Source organism: Candidatus Aquiluna sp. IMCC13023 (assembly GCF_000257665.1).
GTDB lineage: Bacteria > Actinomycetota > Actinomycetes > Actinomycetales > Microbacteriaceae > Aquiluna.
The window spans coordinates 373,225-399,226 of sequence record NZ_AJKR01000002.1; the positions used below are offsets into that span (position 1 = coordinate 373,225).

A 26,002-nucleotide genomic window follows, 5' to 3' on the forward strand; every position below is an offset into this window, starting at 1 on the left:
ATTCTTAGGTTTCCCGCTCCGCTTCAGGCTACATTTAAGAGGCGGATTCTTTGACCATTACTGTTGGAGATAATCGCGGGTGATTGGAGGGTGATTTGATTCACAAGGTACTGGTTATTGACGATGATGATGCCCTTCGCGAAATGGTCGGCCTGGTGCTGGCTGGAGCGGGATACGAGCCGGTCTTTGCCGCAGATGGCATCTCAGCCGTTGAGATATTCAAAGATAGAAATCCGGATTTAGTTCTTCTAGACATAATGCTCCCCGGTCAATCGGGGATTGAGGTCTGCAAGCAGATACGCGCCTTATCCGGTGTGCCCATTGTGATGTTGACAGCTAGAGGGGACACCGATGATGTTGTCTTGGGTCTTGAGGCTGGAGCCGATGATTACGTTGTGAAGCCCCATAAGGGCGAAGAGTTAATCGCACGAGTCAAGGCTAGGCTCCGCCCGCTGCCAGATGATTCTTTGGTTCTCCAGGTCGGAGGACTTACGCTGGACCCGAAAACTTTTGAGGTTCAACGAGAGGGCGCGAATCTTTCGCTCACTCCGCTGGAATTCAAGTTGCTTCATACTTTGGCCTCGAAGCCCCAGCAGGTTTTCAGCAGAGAGATGCTCCTCGAGCAGGTTTGGGGCTACCAGTACAAGGCTGACACCCGACTGGTGAACGTTCACGTTCAGCGATTGCGGTCCAAGGTGGAAAAAGATCCAGAGAACCCGAAGATCGTCATGACAGTCCGTGGTCACGGATATCGGGCTGGCTCAGAGACACTGTGATTTCGCTGTTTAGGCGATCGTTAACTGCCAGAACTGTGGTCGCAACCGTTTTGCTCAGTGCACTGGCTCTCGTTACCCTCGGAGGATTTTTGTCCTACTCGTTGGCAAATGGCTTTTATCAAAATCGACTCGATCAAGTGCTTAGCGAAACAGAACGCGCGGTAAGCAGCGTCCAGGGAACAGTATCGGCTGCCTCGGTAAATGACGAAACTGCCCTGCAGACTCTTATAAACTCCGTTGTTCCATCCTTAGAAATAGTGGGCGGATCTGGATCTAGGCAGGTAGCTCTTCTTAGAAGCCCCGGGCAAGCTCAGCTGCAGTTGTTTCAGTCGCCGATTTCTCAGGATTTAGACCTCAAGACCATTCCTGAAGAGCTGCGCGTCCAGGTTCGTGAATCCGCTGGAAAGCTCACCTACACGCCGGTGAGCTTTTCTAAGGATGGCGTCCTGGTTGCTGGCATTACGGTTGGAGCTCCAGTGGTAATTCCACTTGCTGGAAACTTTGAACTTTTTCTGGTTTTTGATCTGAGTGCGGAGCAGCAATCTTTGGCCCTTGTTCAGAGTGCGATCACAGTTGCCGGAATAATTCTTCTGGCTCTAATCGCGCTGGTTAGCTATCTGGTTACCCGCTCCGTAGTGCGGCCGGTGGAGCGGGCAGCTCTCGCTGCCCAGACGCTCTCGGCAGGGAAACTTGATGAACGACTGGTTGAGCGTGGTGACGATGTCTTGGCTCAGCTTGCAAGATCCTTCAATAAGATGGCCGCGAGCTTGCAGCAACAGATTCAACAGCTGGACTCACTCTCGAAGATGCAGCAACGGTTCGTTGCCGACGTTTCCCATGAACTAAGAACGCCTTTGACAACTATCAAGCTAGCCGGCGAAGTCATTTTTGGAAATCGGGAGAAGCTAGACCCGGCTCTTTCAAGATCAGCGGAGCTGATGCAAAACCAAATAGAGCGTTTTGAGTCGCTATTAGCTGACCTCTTGGAGATATCTCGTTATGACGCCAGAGCAGTGGTTGCTGATCTTGAGACCCAAGATCTAAACGCCGTTGTTGGGGCGTCGATTGCCAGCATTGAGCCACTTGCTCGGGCAAAGAGCACCGAGATTCGAATCGACTTACCCAATGGACCGGTCGAGGCAGAGTTCGATGCCAAGCGCATCGAAAGACTGCTGCGCAATCTACTTTCTAACGCGGTAGAGCACGGAGAGGGCCGAGCCATAATTGTTCAAGTTGGTCAAAATGCCAGCTCGGTTGCGGTCTGTGTCACGGATTCTGGAGTAGGAATGTCGCGACTGCAACTGGACCGAGTTTTTGACCGGTTCTGGAGAGCGGACCCAGCTAGACAACGATCCGTGGGTGGGACTGGCTTGGGGCTTGCAATTTCCAAGGAAGACGCAACCCTTCACCGGGGCTGGTTACAGGTCTGGTCTAAGCCGAATAAGGGCACCAGCTTCCGCTTGACGCTCCCTAGGCGTTCAGACTCCGTGATTGGAAACTCGCCAATACCCCTTCCGCCTAGATCGGTCCAGACATGATCAAAAAAGTCTTTCTTCTTATTACTTCTTTGGTTTTGGCCGGATGTGCCTCGATACCGACTCAGCTGGATATTCAAAGCGGTCCAGATATTGCCCCCGAGGCTCAGCAGGAATTTGCCTACTACACGCCGTCCGGACCGTCTTTTAATGCCACATCGCAAGAGATAGTGTCGGGGTTCTTGGCCGCGGGAACTAGCCCCCTGAATGACTACGCTGTGGCGAGAGAGTTTTTGAGTGACGATTTCGCTCAGCGTTGGAATCCGGAGAACCAGACAGTAATTAGAGCCGGTGCTCCTGTTTTTCGCCAGGCAGGGGAGTCCTTGGTCGTCGTGGAACTAAGCGCTGGAGCAAGAATTGACGAGCAGGGCCGCTACAAGGACTCGGTTGAACTAGCTACAACCAACCTTAGATTTAGGGTTTCCTTGCAAGATGGTCAATGGCGAATCTCAAGCGCTCCTAATCTGACAGTCGTTACTCCGCCGGTTTTCAGCGTTGTGTTTAACGCCTTCCCGGTCTACTTCTTGGACTCGAGCACGGAGAGTCTGGTGCCTGATTTGCGATGGTTCCCTACCAAAACCTCTACCCCGACCAGGCTGGTAAATGCGCTGCTGGCAGGACCAAGTGCTTGGCTTTCCTCGGGCGTCAGGTCGGCAATCCCTGAGGGCACTCAGCTGACCATTAGCGCGGTACGAATACTGAATCGCGTCGCTCAAGTTGATCTTGATTCGGACGCACTTGCTGCCGGACAGCAGGACAGGAGGAACCTGCTTGGACAATTAAGATCGACCCTGCTGCAACTGCCCGGCGTCGACGACATCTCTCTTTCGGTTAATGGTGCGTTCCAGGAAATTGCGCCGGGAGGCGCGGAGACCAATAATGAAATGAGCCTTAGCTACGTTCTAAAGCCGACCGGCGTCGAGCCGCTAACCAGCATTGGTTCTATGCCTCTTAACGGCACTCAAACCATGGTTGCGAACTACAACCCGAAACTCATAGCGATTACCGACGACGGCGATCAAGTAGCCTTCACCACAGCCGAGGGTGTTTTTGAACTTAGCAGCCAGTCACTGAGGGTTGAGATAATCAAGCTGAGCTCGCTGATAGATGTCGTAGCGCTTGAATATGACAAGTCTGGATCGCTCTGGGCCTTTCCTTCTGATGCTAGCTTGCCCGTGGAGGTGTACGACCGGACCACGGTTGTTCGCACTCTGGATAGCCCATTTTCGGGACTACGGCTAGCGGCGGCCATAGCTCCCGAGGGCACGCGCGTAGTTCAGTCAATTCAGACTGAGGACGCAGAGTCATTCCTCGATGTCGGGGTCGTCCTCCGAGACGCCAATTCAATCCCGTTGGCTCTGAATAATGGTTTGAGAGTTCAACCGGTCCTAGGAACACCCATAGCGGTCTCGTGGCAGGAGCCCGCCTCTATCCGTGTTCTTGAGACGACCGCTAGCGGCCTGACGGCTTTTAGCGAGTACTCGATCTCGGGTCCAAGAACGCAGTTACCTATGCCTCCGAACATCGGCATCGAGTTGCACACTGCTGCCTCATCTGCAAGCAGCTACATGCTCTCGGAGGCCGGTGAGGTTTGGCTTTTCTCGGCTAATAGCTGGCGTCGAATCGCAACCGGCGTTACCAGCATCAGCCAACTTCGCTAACAGGCTATTTTTTCAACTCATTTTCAACAAAAAGCCATAGTTTGCTTACCTACATTGCAATAGGGTTCAAGCTATTTGCGTGCTCGAGTCCCTTCTAGATTTTGTTTTCCCCACATCATGTGCGGTATGTGAAACACCTCCTAGTCCACTTTGTGCCGCCTGCACCCCGTCGTTTGGTGTCGCGCTATCTTGGTTGGAGGTCACCCCGGTTTGGTATGCCACTGAATATAGCGAGCCAATTTCCAGGATTATGACCGCCTATAAGGATCAAAATAGAACAGCGCTAATCAATTACTTAGCTCCCGGCCTTAAGCAGGCGGTGGCTGAAGCAGTCCAGGTTCTTGGCGAATGCTGGATTTGTGTCCCCCCAAGGAATCGGGTGAACTTCAAAAAACGCGGTTTCGACCCGGTCGCGCGTTTGATTACCGGTTGCGACAAGTCGGTTCCTCGGCAGTTACCCGGCAACACTCTTAGATTTCACCGTCAAGTTCGAGATCAGCGCAGGCTGAATAAGCCGGGGCGCGAATCCAACATGTCGGGGTCCATGAAGGCTAATCCTGGATCCAAAAGAGTATTGCTGGTCGACGATGTCATGACAACTGGCTCAACACTCAAAGAATGCACCCGAGCTCTGAGTGCTGCCGGCTACGAAGTTGCCGGAATCTGTGTATTAGCCAAGAGAAACCTCTAAAGCCGGAGCGAGCCCATAAAAAAAGGCGTAGTTTGGTCATACGGCTAAATAGCCGACTAGGAGGTAAAAATGGAACTTCGAATTTCAGCGAAAAACCTCACGGTCTCGGATCGTTTTAGGGACTATGTAACCGAAAAAGCCGGCAAGGTTGAGCAGTTTGCTCATCGCCCGCAGGAACTAAACATAAAAATAACTCGTTACGAACACTCAAAGGGTGCCGGTCAAGAAGACCAGGTCGAGCTAACTGTTTATGAACCAGGACACGTGGTTAGGGCCGAGGCCAGGGCTTCGGATAAGTTTGCTGCTTTTGACATCGCCTTCGCAAAACTGCTTGAGCGACTCAGGCGGTATTCAGACAAGCAAAAAAAACACCAAGGTCTCGGGGCGAGCGAGCTAACCGCATCTGACTTCAGAGACCTAGCGATTGTTCCTGCCGATTCTCAGCTGCTAACCGGTGAAATTCCAGTTTTGAAGCAAGAGCAGCCCGAAGAACCAGAGGGCCAACTAGTGATTCGCTCGAAAGAGTTTGAAAAGAATGCGATGACCAAAGAAGAAGCGGTTAGTCACATGGAGCTGGTGGGGCACGACTTCTACCTGTATCACGACCTTGAACATGATAAAGCTGCGGTAGTTTATAGGCGAAAGGCCTACAGCTACGGTGTTATTTCACTCAGCTAGGCATAGCCAACAGCAGCTAGAATTTTATTCGACCATCAAGGAGTAACTCTTGGCATTATTTGTAGACAAACTGCTGCGTGCTGGCGAAGGCAGGCTTGTACGAAAGCTAGAGGGCATTGCAAGTGAAGTCAATGCTTTAGAGATGAACTACAAAGAGCTCAGTGACGAAGAGCTGAAGGCGGAGACCACTACCCTTCGGGAGCGCTACGCAGCAGGCGAATCTTTGGACGACCTGTTGCCAGAGGCTTTCTCGGCCGTGCGCGAGGCTTCGGTGAGAACTCTTGGAATGCGGCACTTTGATGTTCAGGTAATGGGTGGAGCAGCGCTTCACCTCGGAAACATTGCTGAGATGAAGACTGGAGAAGGTAAGACGCTTGTCGCAACCTTGGCCTCTTATCTCAACGCCATTCCGGGCCGCGGAGTGCACGTGGTTACAGTCAACGATTTCTTGGCAAAGTATCAATCAGAACTAATGGGAAGAATCTTCCGGGCGCTCGGGATGACCACTGGCTGCATTATTAGCGGGCAGGACCCTCAAGAGCGTCGAGCACAGTACGAGTGCGACATCACCTATGGGACGAACAACGAGTTTGGTTTTGACTACCTAAGAGACAACATGGCTAATTCCAAGCAGGAGCTTGTGCAGCGCGGACACTTCTTCGCCGTGGTTGACGAGGTCGACTCAATCTTGATCGACGAGGCCAGGACACCGTTGATTATTTCCGGACCTGCAGCCGCCGATGTGAACCGCTGGTTTGGTATTTTTGCAAAGCTCGCCAATGACCTCATTGCCGAAGAGGACTACGAAGTAGACGAGAAGAAAAGAACTATTGGAGTTCTTGAATCCGGTATCGACAAGGTCGAAGATTATTTAGGTATTACCAACCTCTATGAAACGGCGAACACCCCGCTCATCTCTTTTCTAAACAACTCCATTCGGGCCAAGGAACTTTTCAAGCTCGACAAGGACTACGTGGTTGTGAACGGCGAAGTTCAAATTGTTGATGAGCACACCGGTCGCATATTGCCCGGGCGTCGCTACAGCGAAGGCATGCACCAGGCAATTGAGGCAAGAGAAGGAGTGACAATCAAGCCGGAGAATCAAACACTTGCCACCGTGACACTGCAGAACTACTTCCGTCTCTACGGCAGGATCTCGGGCATGACCGGAACCGCTGAAACTGAGGCGGCCGAATTCATGTCCACCTACAAACTGGGCGTGGTTTCAATCCCAACTAACCGCAAGATGGTTAGAAAAGACCAATCCGACCTAATCTACAAAAACGAAGAAGTTAAATTCCGAATGGTCGTTGAGGACATCGCCGATCGCCACGAAAAGGGCCAGCCAGTGCTGGTTGGAACTACCAGCGTTGAAAAGAGCGAGTACCTTTCAAAGCTTTTGGCAAAAAGAGGTGTTAAGCACGAAGTGCTAAACGCAAAGAACAATGCGCGTGAAGCAATAATCGTTGCCCAGGCGGGCCGTTTCGGTGCTGTCACGGTTGCCACCAACATGGCTGGGCGAGGAACAGACATCATGCTCGGCGGTAACGCAGAGTTTTTGGCAGTGCAGCAAATGGCCACGATTGGTTTGACATTAGATGAGCAGCCAGAAGAGTACGAAGCAAAGTGGGACGAGGTTTTCGACGGCCTCAAAAAAGAGGTCGCTACCGAAGCCGCAAAAGTTTTGGAAGTCGGTGGGCTCTACGTGCTTGGCACCGAGCGCCACGAGTCAAGGAGAATCGATAATCAGCTTCGAGGCCGATCTGGACGCCAGGGTGACCCGGGAGAATCGCGTTTCTATCTTTCGTTGACGGATGACCTGATGCGGCTATTCAACTCCGGGGCAGCAGCAGCACTTATGAATCGATCTTCAGTGCCTGACGATTCGGCGATTGAATCCGGGGTTGTTTCCCGAGCAATCATGTCGGCTCAGTCCCAGGTCGAGGGTCGTAACGCCGAAATCCGCAAGAACATTTTGAAATATGACGATGTAATGAACCGCCAGCGTGAAGCAATCTATACCGATCGCCGTCAGATTTTGCAGGGTGAGGACATCTCTGGGACCTTCCAGGAGTTCCTCGACTTAGTCATAGCCCAAATCGTTCAGTCTGCAGGGCTGGAGTCCAACTCTGCTGATTGGGATCTCGAGACGCTTTGGGCCGAGCTTAAGATCACTTATCCCATTGCGCTCGAGGTCGATGAAGTCTTCCAAGAAGCTGGATCCAGAAGTAAAATCACGGCTGGATGGCTTACCGACGAAGTCCTAAGCGATGCACGTATTGCTTATCAAAACAGGACCGACGAGGTTGGTGTCGAAATCATGCGTGAACTCGAGCGGCGCGTAATGCTTTCGGTAATCGACCGCAAGTGGCGCGACCACCTCTACGAGATGGATTACTTGAAAGAGGGAATCGGGCTGCGCGCGATGGCTCAGCGCGATCCTTTGATCGAATACCAGCGCGAGGGTTATGCCATGTTCTTAGAGATGATGGCTGGCATTAGGGAAGAAGCTGTTCAGTTCTTGTTCAACGTTGAGATAAAGCAATCCTTGCCAGAGGTTCAGGCTCAGCAACCAGCGCAGCTAACCTACTCAGCTCCCACAGAACAGGGCAAGGTCGATGTTCGTAGGGAAGCTAATCCTAAGGCCGATGGAGGAACCAAAGTCCCTCAGCGGCCATCTCAGGCGCCCCCTAAGCCTGCGCAGGGCGGTCAAGGCAGCTCCTTCTTCAAGAACTAGAGCTGATAAGCACGATCTCGGTAATCCGGAAGCGACCATGCACCATTTCCGCTCTGACGGAAACGGCTCGCAGGACAGAAGAAATTTCGAGTAACACCACGCCTTGAAAAGCGCCCTTGTCGGTTGGAAAGATTTTGCTTTGCCTGAGAATTATTGTCGGTCTAGTGCCAGGCCCAACCAGTGCTTGCTGTCTAGCGCGTCGCATTGATCGCTGCGAGATGTCGTAGTAGGCCTTGTCGCTAAGCCATCTAGACAGCTGCTCTGGTCTCCTGACTCCGGCGAGAATCTCTATGTAGGCTGTCGAAATTTCGGCAAAAAGCTTTGCAGGACTTGTCTGGGTGTTGCTCAGTTGATTTACGATCATGTAACCCCCGATCAAATATTTTTCTGAATTCTTGTCCCCAGCTGAAAAAAAAGGAAGACAAATATCCTGATTTGTGGATAACTATTTGATAACCCAAAGTTCTGATGCAAGATAACCCGTCATGGACATAATCAGTGAACTCGAGTCGGAATTTGAAGCCCTAAGAGCTGGGCAAGCAGATAACAAAATTGCCGAGGTGATTCGAGTTGAACATTTAGGAGGTACGTCTTTTTTGGGCAGCCTTGTGGTGGGTATCGACTTTGTTGCGGGAACAGGCAACCAACAGCTCTTGGTTTTCCCAACTAATGCAGTTGCCATGATCAGTGCAAATGTGATGCCGGAACTGCAGCAAAAATCCTTGAGTGATCTGTTGGCAGCTCAGCGGAACCCGGTGCGGGTGTATTTCAGCCTGCGTAACCAGGTTAGAAAAGGATGGCTTCTAAGTGAGCATGGACCATGGTTGCGAATTGCAGCGGAACGAAAGGTTGTCTGGTGCCCCATTGCGGTTGTGACACTAATCGAAGTGTCGGCTGTGGAAAACCTCTAACGGCCGAATGAAAACTTTGCCACCCTTCCTTGCATAAGGAGGCCCCATGCCAAAAAGGCTAAGAGCACGACCTGCGAACTGGGTGTTGTTGATAATAAGTTCGTCATTGGTGATCGGCGGTCTCGTGGTCGCAAGCGCGATTAAACCACTTCCAAGTTATTTGGTGGCATCGTCGACGATTCCCACCGGGACGCTTGTATCTGGTGCCGCAATCAGTACCGCCGAAGTAGATCTAGGAAGCCTGAGCGAGGCTTACGTCACTTCCAGCACGCCAATCGATGGTCTCAGCGTGACGGCGGTTATTGGCCAAGGGGAGTTGATTCCGTTGCGACTGGTTGGAAAAGGGCTAAGGCCGGACCAAACGGCTATTCGATTCGTCCCAAACCTAAAGCCAGCTGAATCGATTGTGGCCGGAAGCGTGGTGTCGGTTTGGCAGGTGACTGAGACCGAAGACGGATTTGTACCCCAAAGAATTGTTTCGGTCTCTGAGGTTTTGGCGATTGAGTTTGGCGATGGCTTGTTCGCTGAGGATGCGCCCGATGTTGAGCTTTTGCTAAACCTAGATCAATCCACTTTGGTGCTGGCCGCAGTAGCCGCAGGGTATCCCATCTATGTTTTGCCGCTGCCATGACTCTGGCCGACATCCTGAGCCCCAAGCCTCCCAAGGAGTATGAACAAGAAGTCGAAAAAGCGTCGCCGAGAGCTCCAGTAATTCAACGAGCAAAGGTAATAGCAGTTTGGGGGAGTGCCGGTAGCGGCAAAACCACTCTTGCGGTAAACATCGGTTTTGAGCTGTCTTCAATGGATCTCAGGGTTTTGATTATTGATGCAGACAGCTATCGACCCTCTGTTGCCGCATTCCTTGGTCTTACAGAGCCCGGACCTGGCATAACCGCAATGCTGAGGCTCGCTCGAACCTCAAGGCTCAGTCTTGATGAATTGCACCGGCTTACCGAAGAGATTCAGTTTGGAAAGAAGAGCCTTCGAGTGCTAACCGGTCTAAACGCACCGAGTCGCTGGCCCGAGCTAGACGCCGAATCTCTTGCAGTACTCATACAGTTTTCAAAAGAGCATTTCGATGTCGTGGTCATCGATGTCTCGGCGGAATTGGAGCAAGGCCTAGTTAGTTCCGGAAGTGAAGTCTCCAGAAACTCTTCGACGCGAGCAATTATTGATAAAGCGGACTTTGCTCTCGGTGTATTCGCCGCGGACCCAGTCGGATTGAACAGGTTTTTATGGGACTGTCGAAACGCTGACTTTGAGTTTTGGCCGGTTGCAAATCGCGTTCGGGCATCGACAATCGGCAAAAATCCAGACCGGCAGCTAAGAGACGCTATGCATCGCTTAGCAAGACTCGAGATTAGGGCCGTTATTACCGAAGACACTCACGCCGCAGATTTATCCCTACTCAAAGCACAGCCGCTGTGCCTGTGTGCTAAAAACTCCAAGACCCGTGAATCAATAAGACTGCTGAGCCTCGATCTATTAGATGCCAGCTAGGGCGGGTAAACTTGATAGCTGTGGCTGTCAAAGACTTTCAAGGCGAATCCTGGCTCAGTGCTGTGCTGGCTGATTGGCAGCTTGTAGCGGATGCTGCATTCTCTGACTTGGTGCTCTGGGTTCCAAGTCGAACTACCTTTGAGGCCTCGGCTCACGCTCGTCCGGCTGCTGCGCCAACTTTGTTCTATCGAGACATTATTGGTAATTCGCCCAGGAGTGACTGGGCGAAGCGGATAAACCAGGCTTGGACAACGAAGGAGCCAGCACTTGGCTCGGAGCTTGAGCGATTTGAGGGCAATGCCAGCAGAGTCTCGGCCTACCCGGTGTTTGCCCCAGATAAATCAACAGACTCTGTTCCGATTGCGATTATTACTCGCCACACCAACTTGGGCGAATCTCGTATGCCAAATAAATTACAGCTAAATTTTGTGGCGGTCGGCGAAGAGCTGCTGAAGATGATTTCTCAGGGCTACTACCCAACAGCAGAATCGGGCAGCGCTCCCAAGCGAGGTGCACCGAGAGCGAATGACGGGCTGATTCGCCTCGATGCTGCCGGTCGTGTTTTGTTCGCAAGCCCCAGTGCGCTATCGGTGTTCAATGCCGCGGGAGTCGATGGCGAGCTTGAAGGCAGATTGCTTGCGGAAACCGTAAACGCTCTGCCGACTGGTTTCAACCAGGTTGATGAAGGCCTGCCCTTAATCTTGACCGGCAAGGGCGCTTGGAGAAGTGACGTTGACTTCGAGGACCAGACAGTATCGCTTCGGTCGGTCCCTCTAATGAGCGACGGAAAAAGAAACGGCGCCATTGTGCTTTGTCGCGACGTAACCCAGTTGCGAGTTCGAGACCGAGAGCTGATAAGCAAAGACGCGACAATCAGAGAGATTCACCACCGAGTGAAAAATAACCTTCAGACAGTTGCAAGTCTGCTTAGAATCCAGTCCAGACAGACCAAATCGCAAGAGGTCAAAGAGTCGCTTGCTCAAGCCATGCGACGCGTAAGTGCAATTGCTGTGGTTCACGACGTTTTGACTGAGGGCGTGGACCAGGACGTGAGCTTCGACCAAGTCTTCAAGAGGATTTTGACTCTGGTTCCTGAAACTGCCGTGTCAAACAACACTCAAGTTACAACCGAGTTTGAAGGAAGCTTCGGAGAGCTGCCTGCGGAGCGCAGCACCTCACTGGCCCTAGTTCTAACCGAGATAGTTTCAAACGCTGTGGAGCACGGCCTGGAGGATAATCCCGGCATCATCAAAGTTGCTGCCGAGCGTGAGAAGAAGATTCTAAGAATTACCGTTGAAGACAATGGAGTCGGCCTCCCCGAAGGGAAGCTAGGCTCCGGGCTCGGCACTCAAATCGTCAAGACCCTTGTGGAATCCGAGCTTCGTGGAAACATCAATTGGACTTCGCCAATTAGAGGCGGCACCAGAGTGGTTATAGAAATACCTTTTTAGCCGGCGCGGCGGGCTCTTGCGTAACGACGCTTCAAGGACCTGCGCTCATCTTCGGAAAGACCACCCCACACACCCGTGTCTTGGTTTTCTTTGATTGCATATTCAAGGCACTGAGCGGAAACATCGCACTGACGGCAGATGGTTTTCGCTTGCTCTATCTGCTCTAGAGCAGGTCCTGTGTTCCCAACTGGGAAGAATAGCTCTGGGTCTGCATTGAGACAACGGGCCTTATTTAACCAAACCATATCCATATTGTTCTGTTATTCCTAAGGTCGAATTTTGGGCCGATTTGAAGGTAGAGTCCTTCTTGCAACTCCCAAAATAGTTTCACAGCCGACTCGAGAAATCAAGACCCAATTGTCTAAAAAGCCCAAAATTTTGCTGTTAGCAGTATTAATTACCGCTATCCAGTCGGTTGTGCTATGGCTAATTGCCCTCTGGTCAGCGTGGTCAATTATTCAGGGAGACGTGCTGTCACTGGTGAGTGCACTATTTCTAACCGGCATCGTTTTAGGCGCTGCATTGTTTCTTTCAAACGTCGCGATCGGAATGTTTAGACTCCAGCGCTGGGCCTACACGCCCTCGTTTGTAATGCAGCTTTTGATTGTTTCAATTGGAGTTGCAAGCTTCGGAGGCGAGTACGGCCTTGTGGTTCTCGGCTTCGGCCTGTTGTTACCGGCAGCGTTAGTTTTCTTCGCAATGTTCTCAAAGACGGTTCGGGCACTTTTTAGAAAAGACTAAATACCCAGGCGCTTTTTCAGCATGTTTGTGTGCCCGGTGGCTTTGACGTTGTAGAGCGCCTGATTAATTTCGCCTTTTTCATCGGTGACAATCGTTGAGCGGAGAACTCCGGTGTAGACCCGTCCATAAAGGTTCTTTTCTCCGAAGGCTCCAAAGGATCGGTGGGCTGCTAGATCGGGGTCAGAGAGCAACTGGAAGCTTAGATCGTGCGAAAGCGAAAACTCTTTTAGCCGGTTAGGGCTGTCCGGGGAAATGCCCACTACTTGATATCCTTGGGCCGCGAAGTCCTCTAAGTAATCTTGAAAATCGACGGCCTCTTTGGTGCAACCAGGACTTCCTGCGGCTGGAAAAAAGAAGAAAATTGTTGGAGTGGCAAGAAGTTCTTGGGATGTTACTGACTCGTTGTCTTGGTTGGCTAGCGAGAATGCTGGTGCTTTGTCGCCCTGAGCCAAGCGATTACCTTCTTTAGCCATAAAACTCTCCTACTTGCCCTCAGGCTAGCGGAATTTGTAATGCATTTACTGGCTAGTTCGCCAATAGCGTTTTCGGTCAAGCCGGAGCTAGCTCATAAACAAAACCGGGACCATGCTGGCCACTAGCAACAGCCCAGCTATCCAGTTGAAAATTAGGCGCTTTTTGGGTTCAGTCATGAAATTCTTTAGAAGTCCACCGAATACCGCCCATGCCAGCGCCCCGGGAAATGTTAGTGCGAGAAAGACGGCAACCAGGCCAATTGTCTCCTCTACAGATGAGCCAATTGGTATAAACGAGGCCATGAAGCTTGGCATCACAACCCAAACCTTTGGATTCACAAATTGGAAAATAGTCGCTTCAAACAGACCAAAGAGCTTGCTGTTTCCATCAATGGGCTTGTAGCCAGATCGAATAATCGAATAACCCAAGAAAAGAATGTAGGCGAAGCCCAGATATTTGAGGATTTCATAAACACCGGGGAGGGTCACAAAAACAACCCCAAGGCCCAATCCAATTGCGGTGAGAATTACTGTCAGGCCAAGCATGATGCCAAACAAAAACGGTAAGGCTTTTTTCACGCCGTAGTTAACTCCCGTGGCGAACAAAATGGTGTTGTTAGGCCCCGGTGTCACCGAGGTCACAAAGCCAAAGGTAGCTACCGCCAAAATAAGTTCAATGGGCACTCGGTTATCTTGGCACAACAAAATTAGATGGCGAGTATCCATCAATCCCTTGGATAACTTAAGTCGCTAGGTGGTATGCTTTTGCGCTGATGCGCCTCTAGCTCAATTGGCAGAGCAACTGACTCTTAATCAGTGGGTTCCCGGTTCAAGTCCGGGGGGGCGCACCACTAAAATCCTCCTTCATCGCTTGCCTTTTTGGTTATCCACAGGCCTTTGGTTTTGCAGGCGCACTGAAAGTTAGGGTGGAGGTATGAGAAAAGCTATAGCTCTAATTTCATCCCTTTTACTGGTTGCAACACTTGCAACTCCAGCTCAGTCAGCAGGAGCTAAGTATTCGGTCTATCAAAAGACCCTGGCGACCTTTAGCTCTAGTGCAACAACTCTGACCACCCAACAAAAAGCCCAAGTCAAGGCGACAGTGGAGGCGAACCCCACGGCTGAGAAGTTCATATGCACAGGTATTAGGTATTACGACCAACCGATGAGTGTGAACATAACCGTCAGGAAACGCGCCAAGGCTGCTTGTGAGTATGCCAAGCAACTAAATCCAGCTCTCTCGACCTGGTTCCAGAACAAACCAACTAAGGCTAGAAGTTATGCGGGGAAGGTTCTGCTGACTTTGAAAACAGCTCGAAATACTGCGAGACCTGGACAAAAAGTGGGAAGCCTTGAGTATCCAAGTTGTGACTCCGGTTCTTCACAGCCTTTGACACGGGTCGACAATAAAAATTGGCTGACCTACTCCTATGACTGTCCAACAGATCGACAAACACCCGAGGAGGCTTTGGCCTACAATCCGCAACCAAGTGACCTGGATCAATGCAAGCTGATCGAGACCAGTCCCGGTAGAGCTCGATGGGAAGACCTGACCGCGGGGTTCCCCGCTAGCGATCACCCTTACCGACTGTCGGATGGCAATCACAGGATTGCGGTAATTCCCGTCCAGTGGCCGGACCTCAAGGGCGAGCTGGACATCATGGAGACTCTAAAACCCGCCGCTCAAAAAGTAGACGATTGGTATGAAACTTATACTCGAGGCAAAGTCGGCTTTGACTGGTCTTTCTACGACGGCTGGATTACTTTGCCGGACGAATCTTCTAATTACTCGCAGTCCGAAACTCAGGCGAACACCGACCAGCACGGTGAAGAGAACACAAGGGTCATTGATTATTTTTGGAGCAATGCCCTAGAGGCTAGCGATCCTTACGTGGACTTCACTGATGTTGACATGGTTTTCTTCATCCTGCCTACCACTCAATATGTTTCGAATGAATTTAACCTTTGGCCTCCGCATGCCGGAGTCTTTCAGACCGACGAGGGACCAATTGAGCGTGGTTTCTCGCCGGGTAACTACCACTTCAGAGATGGCAACGAAGTTTCCATGTTTTGGATTCACGAGATGCTGCACTATTTCAAGCTGCCAGATTTGTACTGGGTAGACCAGAACAGTGTGAAGCGAAGCGCTTATACAATGCCTGGGTCTATTCAGGGGTTCGACATCATGAGCGGCGGAATAACGAAGAGCCTGAATGGCTGGCTGATGTGGCTCGCTGGCTGGGCCCAAGATAAAGAGCTGTATTGCCTAACGCCGGGCAATTTCCAGGAATCTTCATTCGAGATAACCACAATCGATCAGACAGACGAATCTCTGAAGTCGGTCATCCTCAAGTTATCTGAAACCTCGGCTGTCGTCATCGAATCCAGAAGGCAGACGGCGTTTGATTCACAGATTGATCAACGGAGCCGGGACGGGGTGTTCGTCTACCACGTCAACACTGCCATCGGTCATGGTGAGGGCCCTCTAACGATTCTTGCCCCGGCGGGAAGGACTCTGATTGCTACCCTGAAGGGGCAAGGGCAGCAGCTAACAGCCCTCGATGCCGTTTTGTATGAAGGTAACTCGATAGACATTGCCGGCTATCACATAACAGTCAACCAAGCCAAAGAATTCAGTGACGTGGTGTCGGTAAGCAAGATTGAAGGTTGGGTGCCAGGTTCTTCGCCTAATTATGTTTGTCACACTAAGTTAAACCGAGACTTGACTACCAGCTACGAATTTAGCTGTCCCATTATCTACTGATAGGCGGGGGAATTTAGGACCTATCGGCTTCTCTCAGGAGGACCTCGCAGGAGAATCGAACTCCAGACCTGCTCGTTGCGAGGGAGACTTAGCCCTCTGAAAACAAAGTGTTTTTATAAACAGCTTAGGTAGTTACCGTGTCCTGAGGTGCCCCGGTGTTTCCGGTTATGTCGACAAATAGCTTCATCATTTGCTTGACTCGCGCCGAAGTGAATGTGTGTGCACCTTGTGTGGCTGATGCACCCCTCTAGACTGAAGTCAATTGCAGGGGGATCAATGAGAAAAGTCATAGCTCTAGTTTCATCACTCCTACTGGTTGTGACATTTGCAACTCCAGCTCAGTCTGCAGGAGCTAAGTATTCGGTCTATCAGAAGACCCTGGCGACCTTTAGCTCTAGTGCAACAACTCTGACCACCCAGCAAAAGTCGCAAGTCAAGGTAACAGTTGAGGCGAACCCAACTGCTGAGAAGTTCATTTGCACAGGTATTAGGTATTACGACCAACCGATGAGCGTAAACATAACCGTCAGGAAACGCGCCAAGGCGGCTTGTGAGTACGCCAAGCAACTAAACCCAGCTCTCTCGACCTGGTTCCAGAACAAGCCAACTAAGGCTAGAAGTTATGCGGGGAAGGTTTTGTTGACCGTTAAGAGCCCAACGGCCCCCATTTCTCTCGACAATCTTGATGCAACCAGAGCCCACAGGGAAGCTTGGCAATCCGTCAGAGACGCCTACAACAACGGTGACGTCTTGGAGCCAGAAATAAAATACTACATGTCACCGCGAATCACTCCGGAAATGCTTGCAATAGAGCGAGAAGTTTTAGACCGAACAGCGAAACTCTGGTCGGGTGAATTCACACCCAAAAATGCACGCATAATCTATGTGCACCGTGGCGACCCAAGCGAAAAAGCCTGGCTGAGCGAAACTACCAAAGAGCTGGGTATAACTATTTCAGACGATTGGTACGACAATAGTTGTGGTGCACTCGGTTCAAACTCAAATGGCTACCTAACGATTATCCAATGCCTCGGCTTTAAGGTCACTGCAAAGCGCCTACACGTCATTGCCCATGAGTACACCCATTGGTATCAGTTTGATGCCGGCGATATCCCCGGAAACGGCCCAAACTGGCTCGTCGAAGGTGGAGCAACCTTCTACGGTTCGGTAATTGGTTTTATGGGAACTGATGATGAATGGAAAACTAGATTAAGTTTCATCCGTGACCCTCTTTACGGTGACGATTTGCAAAACGGCGAACCAATTGGAACTCTCCGAGATTGGGTTCTCTCGTCTACCAAAGAGCAGTTCATCAGCCTGATGACACGCATTGAGAGAGGCGGTGGCCCTGGGGAGGCGGGTCAGCAGTACTTGTTTGGAAACCTCGCCAGTGAGGCGCTGGTTGCCAGCTTCGGGCATTCCAAAATGATTGAATTTTACGAGTCATTTAGGGCTTCGCCGGACTGGCGTGCCAACTTTGAAAGCGTTTATGGGCTCTCGGTCGAAGAGTTTTATGGGAAGCTCCACCCTTACGTGATGGATGTGATTGAACAAGTAGCGTCACAAGAATAGAGCCCGGTCTTTTTTATAGCCGTCGTGCAATTCACGTGCAATTCACGTGCAATTCGTTTTCCTCGCCTATTTGGAAAACAGTCATTCAGCGTTGCTGCCTTGGGCAATGAATAAATCCATTCGGAAACTGCTCAGAATGATTCAAACAAGGATCTGGGGGTCACAATCCCGGCAAATAAGAATCCAGCCGGAGTCCAGCTCGAACGCTCTAAGAGGTAGGTTCTTGTCGCATAGGTCGCAATTCATTCGGCGATGTTATTTCGGTTTGATCACTTGCATTATTTGTTATCCACAGCGAGCCAAACAGGGGATATCATCATGCTCCACTTCTTCCGAAGGCACTGTGCCAGCTCGTTTGACTTTTCTGAGACTGCTTTGATAGATTTTTTTTTTCAAAGTTTTTGCGTGTGCGGGACTTTTTCCCAGAAGAAAGCCCTCGACGATGAAACTCATGAACTGGAATCGAGCCCCTTGACTAAAAGCAAGTCTTATAGAGTTGGAGCGTTTATAGCGGCACTGATACTGATGCTCTCGTTAGGCCTTCCTGCCCACGCTATGCAAATTTTTGTAAAGACCGCTGACGGCAGGACCATCACCCTTGAGGTTGAACCAAGCGATTCAGTTGACAATGTGAAGGCCAAGATTCAGGACAAGGAGGGCATTGCCCCTGACCAGCAAAGTCTCATCTTTGCAGGCAAGGCCCTCGAGGATGGCAGGACTCTGTCGGATTACAACATTCAAAAAGAATCGACTCTTCACCTTGTGCTAAAGATATCCTCAGTTGCTCGACCCTACGTCGGCCCTCGCAGCCTCAGCGTCAGTAAAAGCGCACCAGCCAATGGAGCCGGTATTGCAATCGGTGACAATCTAGAGAGCATCGACGCGGTCTTTGTTGGTGGCCTAGAAACCACGTTTGAGATAACCGATGTTAGGAGGATGACCTTTGCTATTCCTAACCTTAATCCTGGCCACTATGTGGCCAAGTTCTTCGTCGCTGAAAACTCTGTCTACCTGACTGCTAACATTCTCATTGTTGCAGGTGCTCCAGCAGCGGCAAGTTCTTCATCAAAGCTGAACGCTGGTTCATTCAATGGTTACATCGCTGTTTATGCCAAGGGCTACAAGGGACAACGACTGTCATGGAAGATCGCTGGTAAATGGTTCAAGACTATTCTCACCGAGGACTACCAGGTGTTTCAAAGGAGGACTGCAGCAGTCGGTCTAGATGTTAATGTCCACCTCTACATCAATGGAGATAAGCAGCTAAGGAAGCAAATCTCTACTAGATAGCCAACGGCCTAAATTCAATTGGGCACGTATTGGGCACGAAAGCAAACTCTGATGTCGAAAAAGCCCACCATTACTGGGCAAGCAGGCATCATGCATACTGACTCTTAATCAGTGGGTTCCCGGTTCAAGTCCGGGGGGGCGCACCACTAAAATCCTCCTCCATCCCATGTATTCCAAGTGCACTCTCAAAATATTTAACCCATTTGTTTGAAATTTGCCGAGAAGTGTGAAGTTGGCATGCGGCGTAAGAAAAATTCACCAGTCCCCAATAATGATTCACTTCTGTATAGTTAGATTTACATTGACTTGAGTCAGAGACGAGGGGAAAGTGAACTGGAAGAAATCTGCAACCACGGTTCTAATTGGTTTGTTGGTTCTATCCGGCTGCACAGATGCGCCAGATGCTCCGTCGGCAGAACTCTCGGCTGAACTGCCGGATGTCAATCCAGGCGCAACTGATTTCCTTGAATGCTTTGTGGCCGAAGGCGGGGGAGACCTCACTTTTAAGGACACTGACACAGACGGCTTTTTCCTTTTTTCCTTTCCCGGTTCTACGAACCCCAATCCATCGGATGCGATGAGGGTCATAGCGGAGAGTTGCCATCTAGAGCTTGAAAGCATGGCAAGTAGTTCTGGGTTTGAATTCAGATCATATTTTGACTACTTCATCAATTTGATTTGGGACACGCCAAATGAATTTGGTCGCTATCGACTCGATGCACCTGCCCTGGAAGGCGGAGGTGCTTCGCTCCAAGCAGAGCGGGTGTGCAATGAATTTGGCTGCGTAGACATTTACTCACAACTGGCTGGCGCGCGAGACGGAGTTGTTGAGAAAGGGCTGGGCATCAGCCCAAACAAGCTCGCTTGGGATCGAGATTTGCTTCCGCTTTACGACCCGACTTTTGATGCGAATGCCCTTACTGGCCTCGACAGAATCGCGGCTAATGCAGCCCAGAGCGTCGTTCGGGTAATGGGTGATTTATGTATGGATCAATCGGGCTCTGGCTTGCTTGATGAAACGGTCCTGGCGAACACTTTCCCTCACAGCGGTTTCTTTGTCTCAGAATCAATTGTGATGACATCAGCGGTGGCCACACTGGATTATTCATCAGCCGACGAGCCCGGGGTTTTCCTGGGCAACGCATTGCCATCTGGTATTACTTGTGAAGAGCATGCTGCCAACCTCACCGGCGGCTCACCTGGCCTTGACATTCGTGCGGGGGGAGGGCCTGTACTTCAGCTTTTTGACGGAAGCTGGGCACTTGGGGAGGTCATATGGAAAAATGAATCTGAGTTGCCGATGGATGACTATGGCAACCGCGCTTTAGTTCGACTGGTTTCTCGAACCGATGACCGCACCCAACCCTTCTCTCAGTGGGAGCCTTGGCCGACAGGTCAAACAGCCTTTTTGCCACTGCCAATTGCCGACAGCAAAGTTCAAGAACTCGGTGAGACAGTCACTATTCACCATCCAGAAAAGGCGGTTTGGACAAGCGGTTCATGGCAGCTCACCAATGCTGACGCAGGGTTCTGCTCCTATAATCAAAATCCCTCCAGCGCGGCACCAGGTCGATTCTTCCTAGCTCACTACAGTGACAAAGGCAGCTTCGGGGGTCCAATCCTGAACAACCAAGGTCAAGTGGTCGGAACAATCGGCAGTTCAGTTTCCCAGAACACGACCATCGGCAGCGTGTGTCCGGCAAACGCAGCAAGCACGAAACGAAATGCCCTAGGCGTGCTATCGAACTTTTATGCTGACAGCTCCCAGCTCGCAGTTGGCAACATCGTTGGCCCTGTGGATCAGCGGGCAATGGCAAGTTTTGGGGTTGAGCGCACAACCCAAACTCCTCAGTACGACCTGAGCTCCCTGCGGTGGCCAAAACTTCGAGCCGCCGACATAGACAGTTTTGAAATTCCAGTCTTTGATGAAGGGCTAACTGTTTCGGGCTTTCCTCTGTCTGAATTTGATACACCTGCCATAGATCACCTGCGACAGGCCACTGTGATGATGATCAAAGAGGTTGGATGTGAAAGCTGCAAGGCGAACACTGAAAACACAGACTTCTCAGTTCCTTGCTACTGCACTGGCTTCGCCATTTCCGACAGGTTGATTGTGACAAACGATCACTGCGTGCCGAATTTGAATGTTCGTGATAGGTCGGCGGTGAAGACCTACTCGGGAGAGGAATTTGTTGTCACACTAGTTGGAAAGAGCTCCATTGACGGCGAAGAGTTTCTGAGCCCGCAATACGAAGAAATTTACGGCGACATAGGAGGCAACGAGACTGGGTTGGAGCGAGGCGATGTAGCTCTATTTAGGACCGACAAGCCGATGAGTGTGTCTCCCGTCAAATTTGCGGATTCCTCAGAGCTCCAGCAGTTTGAACCGCTGATAACAGTGGGCCACCCCGCATACATGTCCAGGACCGGACCGTTTGTGACATCTGTTGGCAGTTTTCATTCTGCGAGTTACTTCAATCGCACGGTGCAGTCCTACCACTTGCCAGCTGATAGCGGTGCTAGCGGCTCCGCAGTTGTAAATCTCCAGGGAGAGCTAGTGGGGCAAATCGCACACGGAGGGCCGAAACGCGTAGTGGAGACAGAATCGACGCTACTCCAAAAGTATGATTTCAAGGCTCTTGAATTAAAAGTCGACCAAATTGGGTCATTTCCTGCCCCGTTTGTGATTCAAAACAGGGTCCCGATTTCACTTCCAGTTAGTGGCGGTGCTCCAAGTAACTACATCCTCGAGTTAGTGAACAAGTGGGCACCAGGTGAGATTACCCAGTAGTCCCAGTGTGCAAGTGCAAGGCCATCTAATTGGGCGCGAAGTCCAAGCGAGTTGAGTTACAAGTCCGCCGTTGCAAGTCAAGCGGGGTGTAGTCGCACTGACTCTTAGTTAGCGGGTTCCCGGTTCAAGTCCGGGGGCGCACAAAAAAACAGACAAACCCTGAATTGCGGGGTTTTTACGCCTTCCGGCACATTCAGCCATGGAGGACAACTCTCACCCAAAACATCTGACTTGGCCGCACATCGAGATTTTTAGACGATGGATTACCAAGCCCAGCTGTGGTTTACTCAGGAGCATGGCCTCGTATCTGCCGCAACGCATTCTTTCCCTAGTGAGCTTTGGGTTCGTGCTTGTCATGAATGGGGTTGCCACAGCCCTTCCCCTTGGTGGGCTTTCAGTTGGTGAGGTGTCAAGAAGATACGACACCTTGTTTGCGCCAATAGATTTCACCTTTGGCATCTGGGGTCTTATTTACCTGGGGCTTGCTGTCTACAGCTTTACTCAGTTGGCAGCCAATACTCCAGTCATCAGAGGTATCACACCCTGGTTTATTTTCGCCAACATGCTAAATGGCTCTTGGATCATCGCCTGGCGCTTAGAGCTGCTTTGGCTCTCGGCTTTAATTCTTGCGGTGTTGTTATTTACGCTTTTCAAAATCAACCAGATAACCACAGCAAAGCGAACTGACTTCGCCAGCACCTTCTCGGTTAGGCTCCCGTTCACCATCTACTTCGGCTGGGTGACTGTTGCAACCATCGCCAACATCTCTTCGCTGTTGGTCCAGTTGGGTTTCGAGGAAGGCTTTGGCCTATCAGCGCAAACTTGGACAGTGGTGATATTGGTTGTCGCAGCACTTATTGGCTCGGCTACAGCACTGGTGAATTCCTCGCCAGGCTACTCCCTGGTTTTGGTTTGGGCTTTCTTTGGAATTTACTCTCGCCACATGTCTGAAACGGAATGGGATCAGCAATACCCGAACATAATCCTTGCGGTCCAGATTCTTCTACCCGTGCTAGTGCTTGCCACCATAGGAGCTTTGGTCAGGTGGCTGAGGCAGCCGGTTGGGCAAGGAATGCTTACCGAGCCAACCGGCTAATCAAGATTGCTCACCAACTACCGCGAAATGAACAAGGCCTTAAATTTAGCTTGTGAGCTAAACCCCCATGGTTCCGAGCACGATTACCCAACCAAGTACTGACTTTGATACCAGGCTTAGGACTATGTAGGCCTTTTCGCCGTATGGGTAGTCCTTCCACTTTCCAACCTTTTTGTATTGCAAGAACATGTTGATAGCGAAGGTGTTGAAGAAGATAAAGGTAAGCAGGAAACCAAACTGCGCATAGACGGGGATAGCGTCCGCAATGTTGTTGGTGGAAACCCAGAAGTAAAGCCCACCCATAATCCAAGGAACTATTCCGGCTACAACTCCGATGTTGAATGGCAACCAGCTCACCTTTTCGGTCAGTTGGTTGTACTTTTCCATAACCAGACCCATCAGGTTCATGATGAAGTTCAGCGTGAAGATAAGCACGATCGCTGAAATCTCTATGAGACCACCCAGCATCAGTAGCACAACCAGCATCAGTGAGGAACTGATTGAGTACTCCCACCAGCGCGGTGGATTGATGCCCTTGGCAATGTTTTGCTCATAGCGCTGGATGTAGAACGGAGCAGAGATGAGCAGGTGTGCGATTGCTGAAAGCAACAGGAAGATTGGAGCAATCAGGGCAATTGGAAATTCGAACAAGGTCTCGCTCACAGGGCGGATGCCCTCTGGGGTATCGGTAAAGAACCTCGTGATAACAGGGATCTTGGTATCGCTGTTCAAGATGAAGAAAAGCGCGATGGCCTGAATCAAGTGAAACAAGCCTGCAAATCTGTTGAATGTTTGCAGCTGCTTGCCAAGTTTTGTTTCTGGCTTCATTATTTTTGCCTCTTTCGATAATGACTATGTTTCTCGAAACTCTAATTGGGTTTAGAGCTGAACTCTGGGAAAATCGTGAGAGGTCTCTCAATTAGCTGGGCTGTGATTTCGGACTCCCAGTCCGAGGTTGAGCCTGTGGGTGCAGCGCTCAAATTCTCCTAAATTCCATTATTGCCATGGCTAAGCTGCTTGGCCAATAAGTACATAGTGTCAATGGCGAACGAGGAGTTAGGCTTCAGTCACTCGATCCAGATTTACTTGACCGAGAAACCACAGGAGATACTCAGCATGGAAACCCAAGGCACCTGCCCAATAGTGCACGGATCCCAGACCACTGAAGGAACAGGCAAGAAGGACTGGTGGCCAAATGCGCTAAACCTTGAGATCCTGCACCAGCACGACACAAAGACCAATCCGCTTGGCAAAGACTTTGATTACCAGGAAGAGCTCAAGAAGCTAGATGTTGAGGCTCTCAAGCAAGACTTGGATGTTCTACTGAAAGATAGCCAGTCTTGGTGGCCTGCGGACTGGGGGCACTACGGCGGATTGATGATTCGCATGGCTTGGCATGCGGCAGGATCCTATAGAACTGCTGACGGTCGAGGCGGCGGCGGAACCGGAAACCAGAGATTTGCTCCACTGAACTCCTGGCCAGATAACGTGAACTTAGACAAGGCCAGAAGATTGCTTTGGCCAGTAAAGAAGAAATATGGCAACAAAGTTTCATGGGCGGATCTGATGATCCTTGCCGGAAATATTGCCTATGAGTCGTTTGGTTTGAAAACATTCGGTTTTGGTTTTGGAAGAGAGGACATTTGGCACCCAGAAACCGACATCTACTGGGGAAGTGAAAAGGAGTGGCTAGAGCCCTCCGAAAGTCGGTATGAAAATGTTGATGATGCCTCGACCATGGAAAACCCACTGGCGGCAGTTCAGATGGGTCTGATCTACGTGAACCCAGAGGGGGTCAATGGAAATCCAGACCCGCTGAAGACTGCCCAGCATGTCCGTGAGACTTTTGCTCGCATGGCCATGAATGACGAAGAAACCGTTGCGCTCACCGCAGGTGGTCACACCGTTGGCAAGATGCATGGAGCTGGTAGGGCCGAAAACTTAGAGGCAACTCCAGAGGCTGCTGGTCTTCACGAGGCCGGTCTTGGATGGATGAACCACACCACTCGTGGTGTCGGCAACCAAACAGTGTCTTCCGGTCTTGAGGGTGCTTGGACCACAAATCCAACCAGATGGGACAACGAGTACTTCTATCTTCTGTTCACCTACGAGTGGGAAAACGTAAAGAGCCCGGCCGGTGCTAAGCAGTGGGAGCCGATCAACATCAAGGAGGAAGACAGGCCAGTTGATGTTGAGGATCCAACGATTCGCCACAACCCGGTTATGACCGATGCCGATATGGCAATGATCAAGGATCCGATCTACCGCGAAATTTCCAAGAATTTCTATGAGAACCCCGACCAGCTGTCAGAGGTGTTTTCGAGGGCATGGTTCAAGCTCACTCACCGTGACATGGGACCAAAGGGTCGCTACTTCGGGCCCGATGTTCCAGCCGAAGACCTTATCTGGCAGGATCCAGTTCCTGCCGGAAACATGGATTACGACGTAAAGGCACTCAAGGCAAAGATTGCAGCTGCCGGCTTATCGGCAGAAGACATGGTTGCAACCGCCTGGGATTCTGCGAGAACTTTTCGTGGAAGTGACATGCGCGGTGGTGCGAACGGAGCAAGAATCCGACTCGAGCCGCAGCGCACTTGGGAAGGAAACGAGCCAGAGCGGCTAGAGCGCGTGCTGTCAGTTCTTGAGCCAATCGCAGAATCTAGCAACGCGAGCGTTGCCGACGTGATTGTTTTGGCAGGTAACTTAGGCGTTGAGATGGCAGCTAAGGCTGCCGGTCACGACGTTGAAGTTCCGTTCGCCCCCGGTCGTGGAGACGCGACACCGGAGTGGACCGACGCAGAATCATTTGCTCCCCTTGAGCCAATTCATGACGCTTTTAGAAACTGGGTCAAGAAGGACTACACCGTGAGTCCTGAAGAGCTGATGCTAGACAGGGCCCAGCTGATGAGGTTGACGGCTCCGGAAATGACCGCTCTGGTTGGTGGCTTGCGAGCGATTGGTGCAAACCACGCCGGCACTAAGCACGGTGTTCTGACCCAGCGCGAGGGACAGCTAACAACTGACTTCTTCGTGAACCTAACTGACATGACCTACGTTTGGGAGCCAAGCGGTTACAACTCATACAACATGCGTGACCGCAATAACGGTCAGGTGAAGTTCACCGCCAGCAGGGTTGATTTGGTCTTTGGTTCCAACTCAGTACTGCGTGCGTATGCCGAGGTCTATGCCCAGGACGATTCGACTGAGAGATTTGTCGCAGACTTCGTGGCGGCATGGGTAAAGGTGATGAATGCAGATCGGGTTGATCTGCACTAAGCGAAACCTCAGACCAACTGCACTCAAATCAGATCAACCGGCGCTACCCAAACGCTGAT

General features: G+C 51.0%; 22 protein-coding genes and 1 tRNA gene. 18 read left to right on the forward strand and 5 right to left on the reverse strand.

What is annotated here, in order from left to right; translation table 11 throughout:
- The first annotated feature begins 95 nt into the window (after positions 1 to 95).
- The 6 genes from mtrA (at position 96) to secA (ending at position 8,078) form a co-directional block, all read left to right on the forward strand.
- Complete coding sequence (gene mtrA, locus IMCC13023_RS02800) at positions 96 to 776, forward strand: MtrAB system response regulator MtrA (RefSeq protein ID WP_040325048.1); 681 nt, start codon at positions 96 to 98, stop codon at positions 774 to 776.
- On the forward strand, positions 773 to 2,314 hold the full coding sequence (gene mtrB, locus IMCC13023_RS02805; RefSeq protein WP_050816712.1) for an MtrAB system histidine kinase MtrB: 1,542 nt from the start codon (positions 773 to 775) through the stop codon (positions 2,312 to 2,314). Before mtrA ends, mtrB begins: the two co-directional genes overlap by 4 nt.
- Positions 2,311 to 3,972: an LpqB family beta-propeller domain-containing protein gene (locus IMCC13023_RS02810; RefSeq protein WP_007541023.1), complete on the forward strand. Its 1,662-nt coding sequence runs from the start codon at positions 2,311 to 2,313 to the stop codon at positions 3,970 to 3,972. Before mtrB ends, IMCC13023_RS02810 begins: the two co-directional genes overlap by 4 nt.
- Before the next feature lie 250 nt (positions 3,973 to 4,222).
- Positions 4,223 to 4,663 (forward strand): ComF family protein, encoded by a 441-nt coding sequence (locus IMCC13023_RS07310; RefSeq protein ID WP_162097426.1) that lies wholly within the window; start codon positions 4,223 to 4,225, stop codon positions 4,661 to 4,663.
- A 69-nt stretch (positions 4,664 to 4,732) separates the two neighbouring features.
- Positions 4,733 to 5,341: a ribosome hibernation-promoting factor, HPF/YfiA family gene (gene hpf / locus IMCC13023_RS02820; RefSeq protein WP_007541028.1), complete on the forward strand. Its 609-nt coding sequence runs from the start codon at positions 4,733 to 4,735 to the stop codon at positions 5,339 to 5,341.
- A 49-nt stretch (positions 5,342 to 5,390) separates the two neighbouring features.
- Positions 5,391 to 8,078 (forward strand): preprotein translocase subunit SecA, encoded by a 2,688-nt coding sequence (gene secA, locus IMCC13023_RS02825; RefSeq protein ID WP_007541030.1) that lies wholly within the window; start codon positions 5,391 to 5,393, stop codon positions 8,076 to 8,078.
- On the opposite strand, the gene IMCC13023_RS02830 is transcribed toward secA, so the two are convergent.
- Entirely contained in the window at positions 8,068 to 8,442 is a 375-nt protein-coding gene (locus IMCC13023_RS02830; protein ID WP_007541032.1) for an Rv3235 family protein, read from the reverse strand. The genes secA and IMCC13023_RS02830 overlap by 11 nt on opposite strands.
- A gap of 121 nt (positions 8,443 to 8,563) precedes the next feature.
- On the opposite strand from IMCC13023_RS02830, the gene IMCC13023_RS02835 reads away from it, so the two are divergent.
- From IMCC13023_RS02835 to IMCC13023_RS02850, 4 genes are read left to right on the forward strand one after another with little or no spacing between them, the layout of a single operon-like run.
- Positions 8,564 to 8,989: a hypothetical protein gene (locus IMCC13023_RS02835; protein ID WP_007541034.1), complete on the forward strand. Its 426-nt coding sequence runs from the start codon at positions 8,564 to 8,566 to the stop codon at positions 8,987 to 8,989.
- 46 nt (positions 8,990 to 9,035) lie between these two features.
- Positions 9,036 to 9,620, forward strand: coding sequence for an SAF domain-containing protein (locus IMCC13023_RS02840; RefSeq protein WP_040324854.1), 585 nt, complete (start codon positions 9,036 to 9,038; stop codon positions 9,618 to 9,620).
- Positions 9,617 to 10,489, forward strand: coding sequence for a CpaE/TadZ family protein (locus IMCC13023_RS02845; RefSeq protein ID WP_007541037.1), 873 nt, complete (start codon positions 9,617 to 9,619; stop codon positions 10,487 to 10,489). Before IMCC13023_RS02840 ends, IMCC13023_RS02845 begins: the two co-directional genes overlap by 4 nt.
- 20 nt (positions 10,490 to 10,509) lie before the next feature.
- Positions 10,510 to 11,940, forward strand: a complete 1,431-nt coding sequence (locus IMCC13023_RS02850; RefSeq protein WP_007541039.1) for a sensor histidine kinase — start codon at positions 10,510 to 10,512, stop codon at positions 11,938 to 11,940.
- Here IMCC13023_RS02850 and IMCC13023_RS02855 read toward each other — a convergent pair.
- Positions 11,937 to 12,185: a WhiB family transcriptional regulator gene (locus tag IMCC13023_RS02855; RefSeq protein ID WP_040325051.1), complete on the reverse strand. Its 249-nt coding sequence runs from the start codon at positions 12,183 to 12,185 to the stop codon at positions 11,937 to 11,939. The two genes, IMCC13023_RS02850 and IMCC13023_RS02855, sit on opposite strands and share 4 nt — an antisense overlap.
- Positions 12,186 to 12,297: 112 nt before the next feature.
- Here IMCC13023_RS02855 and IMCC13023_RS02860 point away from each other — a divergent pair, with 112 nt between their 5' ends.
- Positions 12,298 to 12,681: a hypothetical protein gene (locus IMCC13023_RS02860; protein WP_157775966.1), complete on the forward strand. Its 384-nt coding sequence runs from the start codon at positions 12,298 to 12,300 to the stop codon at positions 12,679 to 12,681.
- Here the strand turns inward: IMCC13023_RS02860 and IMCC13023_RS02865 are convergent.
- Positions 12,678 to 13,154 (reverse strand): peroxiredoxin, encoded by a 477-nt coding sequence (locus IMCC13023_RS02865; RefSeq protein ID WP_007541043.1) that lies wholly within the window; start codon positions 13,152 to 13,154, stop codon positions 12,678 to 12,680. The genes IMCC13023_RS02860 and IMCC13023_RS02865 overlap by 4 nt on opposite strands.
- An 87-nt stretch (positions 13,155 to 13,241) precedes the next feature.
- Positions 13,242 to 13,880: a LysE family translocator gene (locus IMCC13023_RS02870; protein ID WP_050816714.1), complete on the reverse strand. Its 639-nt coding sequence runs from the start codon at positions 13,878 to 13,880 to the stop codon at positions 13,242 to 13,244.
- A gap of 49 nt (positions 13,881 to 13,929) precedes the next feature.
- Here IMCC13023_RS02870 and IMCC13023_RS02875 point away from each other — a divergent pair.
- From IMCC13023_RS02875 to IMCC13023_RS02905, 6 genes are all read left to right on the forward strand, one after another.
- Positions 13,930 to 14,005 (forward strand) — tRNA-Lys (locus IMCC13023_RS02875).
- 83 nt (positions 14,006 to 14,088) lie between these two features.
- Positions 14,089 to 15,918, forward strand: a complete 1,830-nt coding sequence (locus tag IMCC13023_RS07365; protein WP_007541047.1) for a metallopeptidase domain-containing protein — start codon at positions 14,089 to 14,091, stop codon at positions 15,916 to 15,918.
- A gap of 276 nt (positions 15,919 to 16,194) precedes the next feature.
- Positions 16,195 to 17,490 carry a hypothetical protein gene (locus IMCC13023_RS07370; RefSeq protein ID WP_007541048.1) on the forward strand — a complete coding sequence of 432 codons (1,296 nt, stop codon included), beginning with the start codon at positions 16,195 to 16,197 and terminating at the stop codon, positions 17,488 to 17,490.
- A gap of 471 nt (positions 17,491 to 17,961) precedes the next feature.
- The gene (locus IMCC13023_RS07385; protein WP_202797973.1) at positions 17,962 to 18,780 is read left to right on the forward strand and encodes a ubiquitin family protein; all 819 of its coding nucleotides are present in this window, start codon (positions 17,962 to 17,964) and stop codon (positions 18,778 to 18,780) included.
- 328 nt (positions 18,781 to 19,108) lie between these two features.
- A complete protein-coding gene (locus tag IMCC13023_RS02900) occupies positions 19,109 to 21,571 on the forward strand; it encodes a S1 family peptidase (RefSeq protein WP_007541052.1) in 2,463 nt (820 codons plus the stop codon).
- A 295-nt stretch (positions 21,572 to 21,866) separates the two neighbouring features.
- Positions 21,867 to 22,667, forward strand: coding sequence for a TspO-related membrane protein (locus IMCC13023_RS02905; protein ID WP_050816715.1), 801 nt, complete (start codon positions 21,867 to 21,869; stop codon positions 22,665 to 22,667).
- 57 nt (positions 22,668 to 22,724) lie between these two features.
- On the opposite strand, the gene heR is transcribed toward IMCC13023_RS02905, so the two are convergent.
- A complete protein-coding gene (heR, locus tag IMCC13023_RS02910) occupies positions 22,725 to 23,495 on the reverse strand; it encodes a heliorhodopsin HeR (RefSeq protein WP_007541057.1) in 771 nt (256 codons plus the stop codon).
- 189 nt (positions 23,496 to 23,684) lie between these two features.
- On the opposite strand from heR, the gene katG reads away from it, so the two are divergent.
- A complete protein-coding gene (gene katG, locus IMCC13023_RS02915; RefSeq protein ID WP_249859691.1) occupies positions 23,685 to 25,943 on the forward strand; it encodes a catalase/peroxidase HPI in 2,259 nt (752 codons plus the stop codon).
- Positions 25,944 to 26,002 lie beyond the last annotated feature (59 nt).

Coding starts and splice junctions, on each gene's coding strand:
- IMCC13023_RS02810 (WP_007541023.1), top strand. CDS start 2,311: ATGATCAAAAAAGTCTTTCTTCTTATTACTTCTTTGGTTTTGGCCGGA.
- IMCC13023_RS07310 (WP_162097426.1), top strand. CDS start 4,223: ATGACCGCCTATAAGGATCAAAATAGAACAGCGCTAATCAATTACTTA.
- hpf (WP_007541028.1), top strand. CDS start 4,733: ATGGAACTTCGAATTTCAGCGAAAAACCTCACGGTCTCGGATCGTTTT.
- IMCC13023_RS02830 (WP_007541032.1), bottom strand. CDS start 8,442: ATGATCGTAAATCAACTGAGCAACACCCAGACAAGTCCTGCAAAGCTT.
- IMCC13023_RS02835 (WP_007541034.1), top strand. CDS start 8,564: ATGGACATAATCAGTGAACTCGAGTCGGAATTTGAAGCCCTAAGAGCT.
- IMCC13023_RS02840 (WP_040324854.1), top strand. CDS start 9,036: ATGCCAAAAAGGCTAAGAGCACGACCTGCGAACTGGGTGTTGTTGATA.
- IMCC13023_RS02845 (WP_007541037.1), top strand. CDS start 9,617: ATGACTCTGGCCGACATCCTGAGCCCCAAGCCTCCCAAGGAGTATGAA.
- IMCC13023_RS02855 (WP_040325051.1), bottom strand. CDS start 12,185: ATGGTTTGGTTAAATAAGGCCCGTTGTCTCAATGCAGACCCAGAGCTA.
- IMCC13023_RS02865 (WP_007541043.1), bottom strand. CDS start 13,154: ATGGCTAAAGAAGGTAATCGCTTGGCTCAGGGCGACAAAGCACCAGCA.
- IMCC13023_RS02870 (WP_050816714.1), bottom strand. CDS start 13,880: ATGGATACTCGCCATCTAATTTTGTTGTGCCAAGATAACCGAGTGCCC.
- IMCC13023_RS07365 (WP_007541047.1), top strand. CDS start 14,089: ATGAGAAAAGCTATAGCTCTAATTTCATCCCTTTTACTGGTTGCAACA.
- IMCC13023_RS07370 (WP_007541048.1), top strand. CDS start 16,195: ATGAGAAAAGTCATAGCTCTAGTTTCATCACTCCTACTGGTTGTGACA.
- IMCC13023_RS02905 (WP_050816715.1), top strand. CDS start 21,867: ATGGCCTCGTATCTGCCGCAACGCATTCTTTCCCTAGTGAGCTTTGGG.
- heR (WP_007541057.1), bottom strand. CDS start 23,495: ATGAAGCCAGAAACAAAACTTGGCAAGCAGCTGCAAACATTCAACAGA.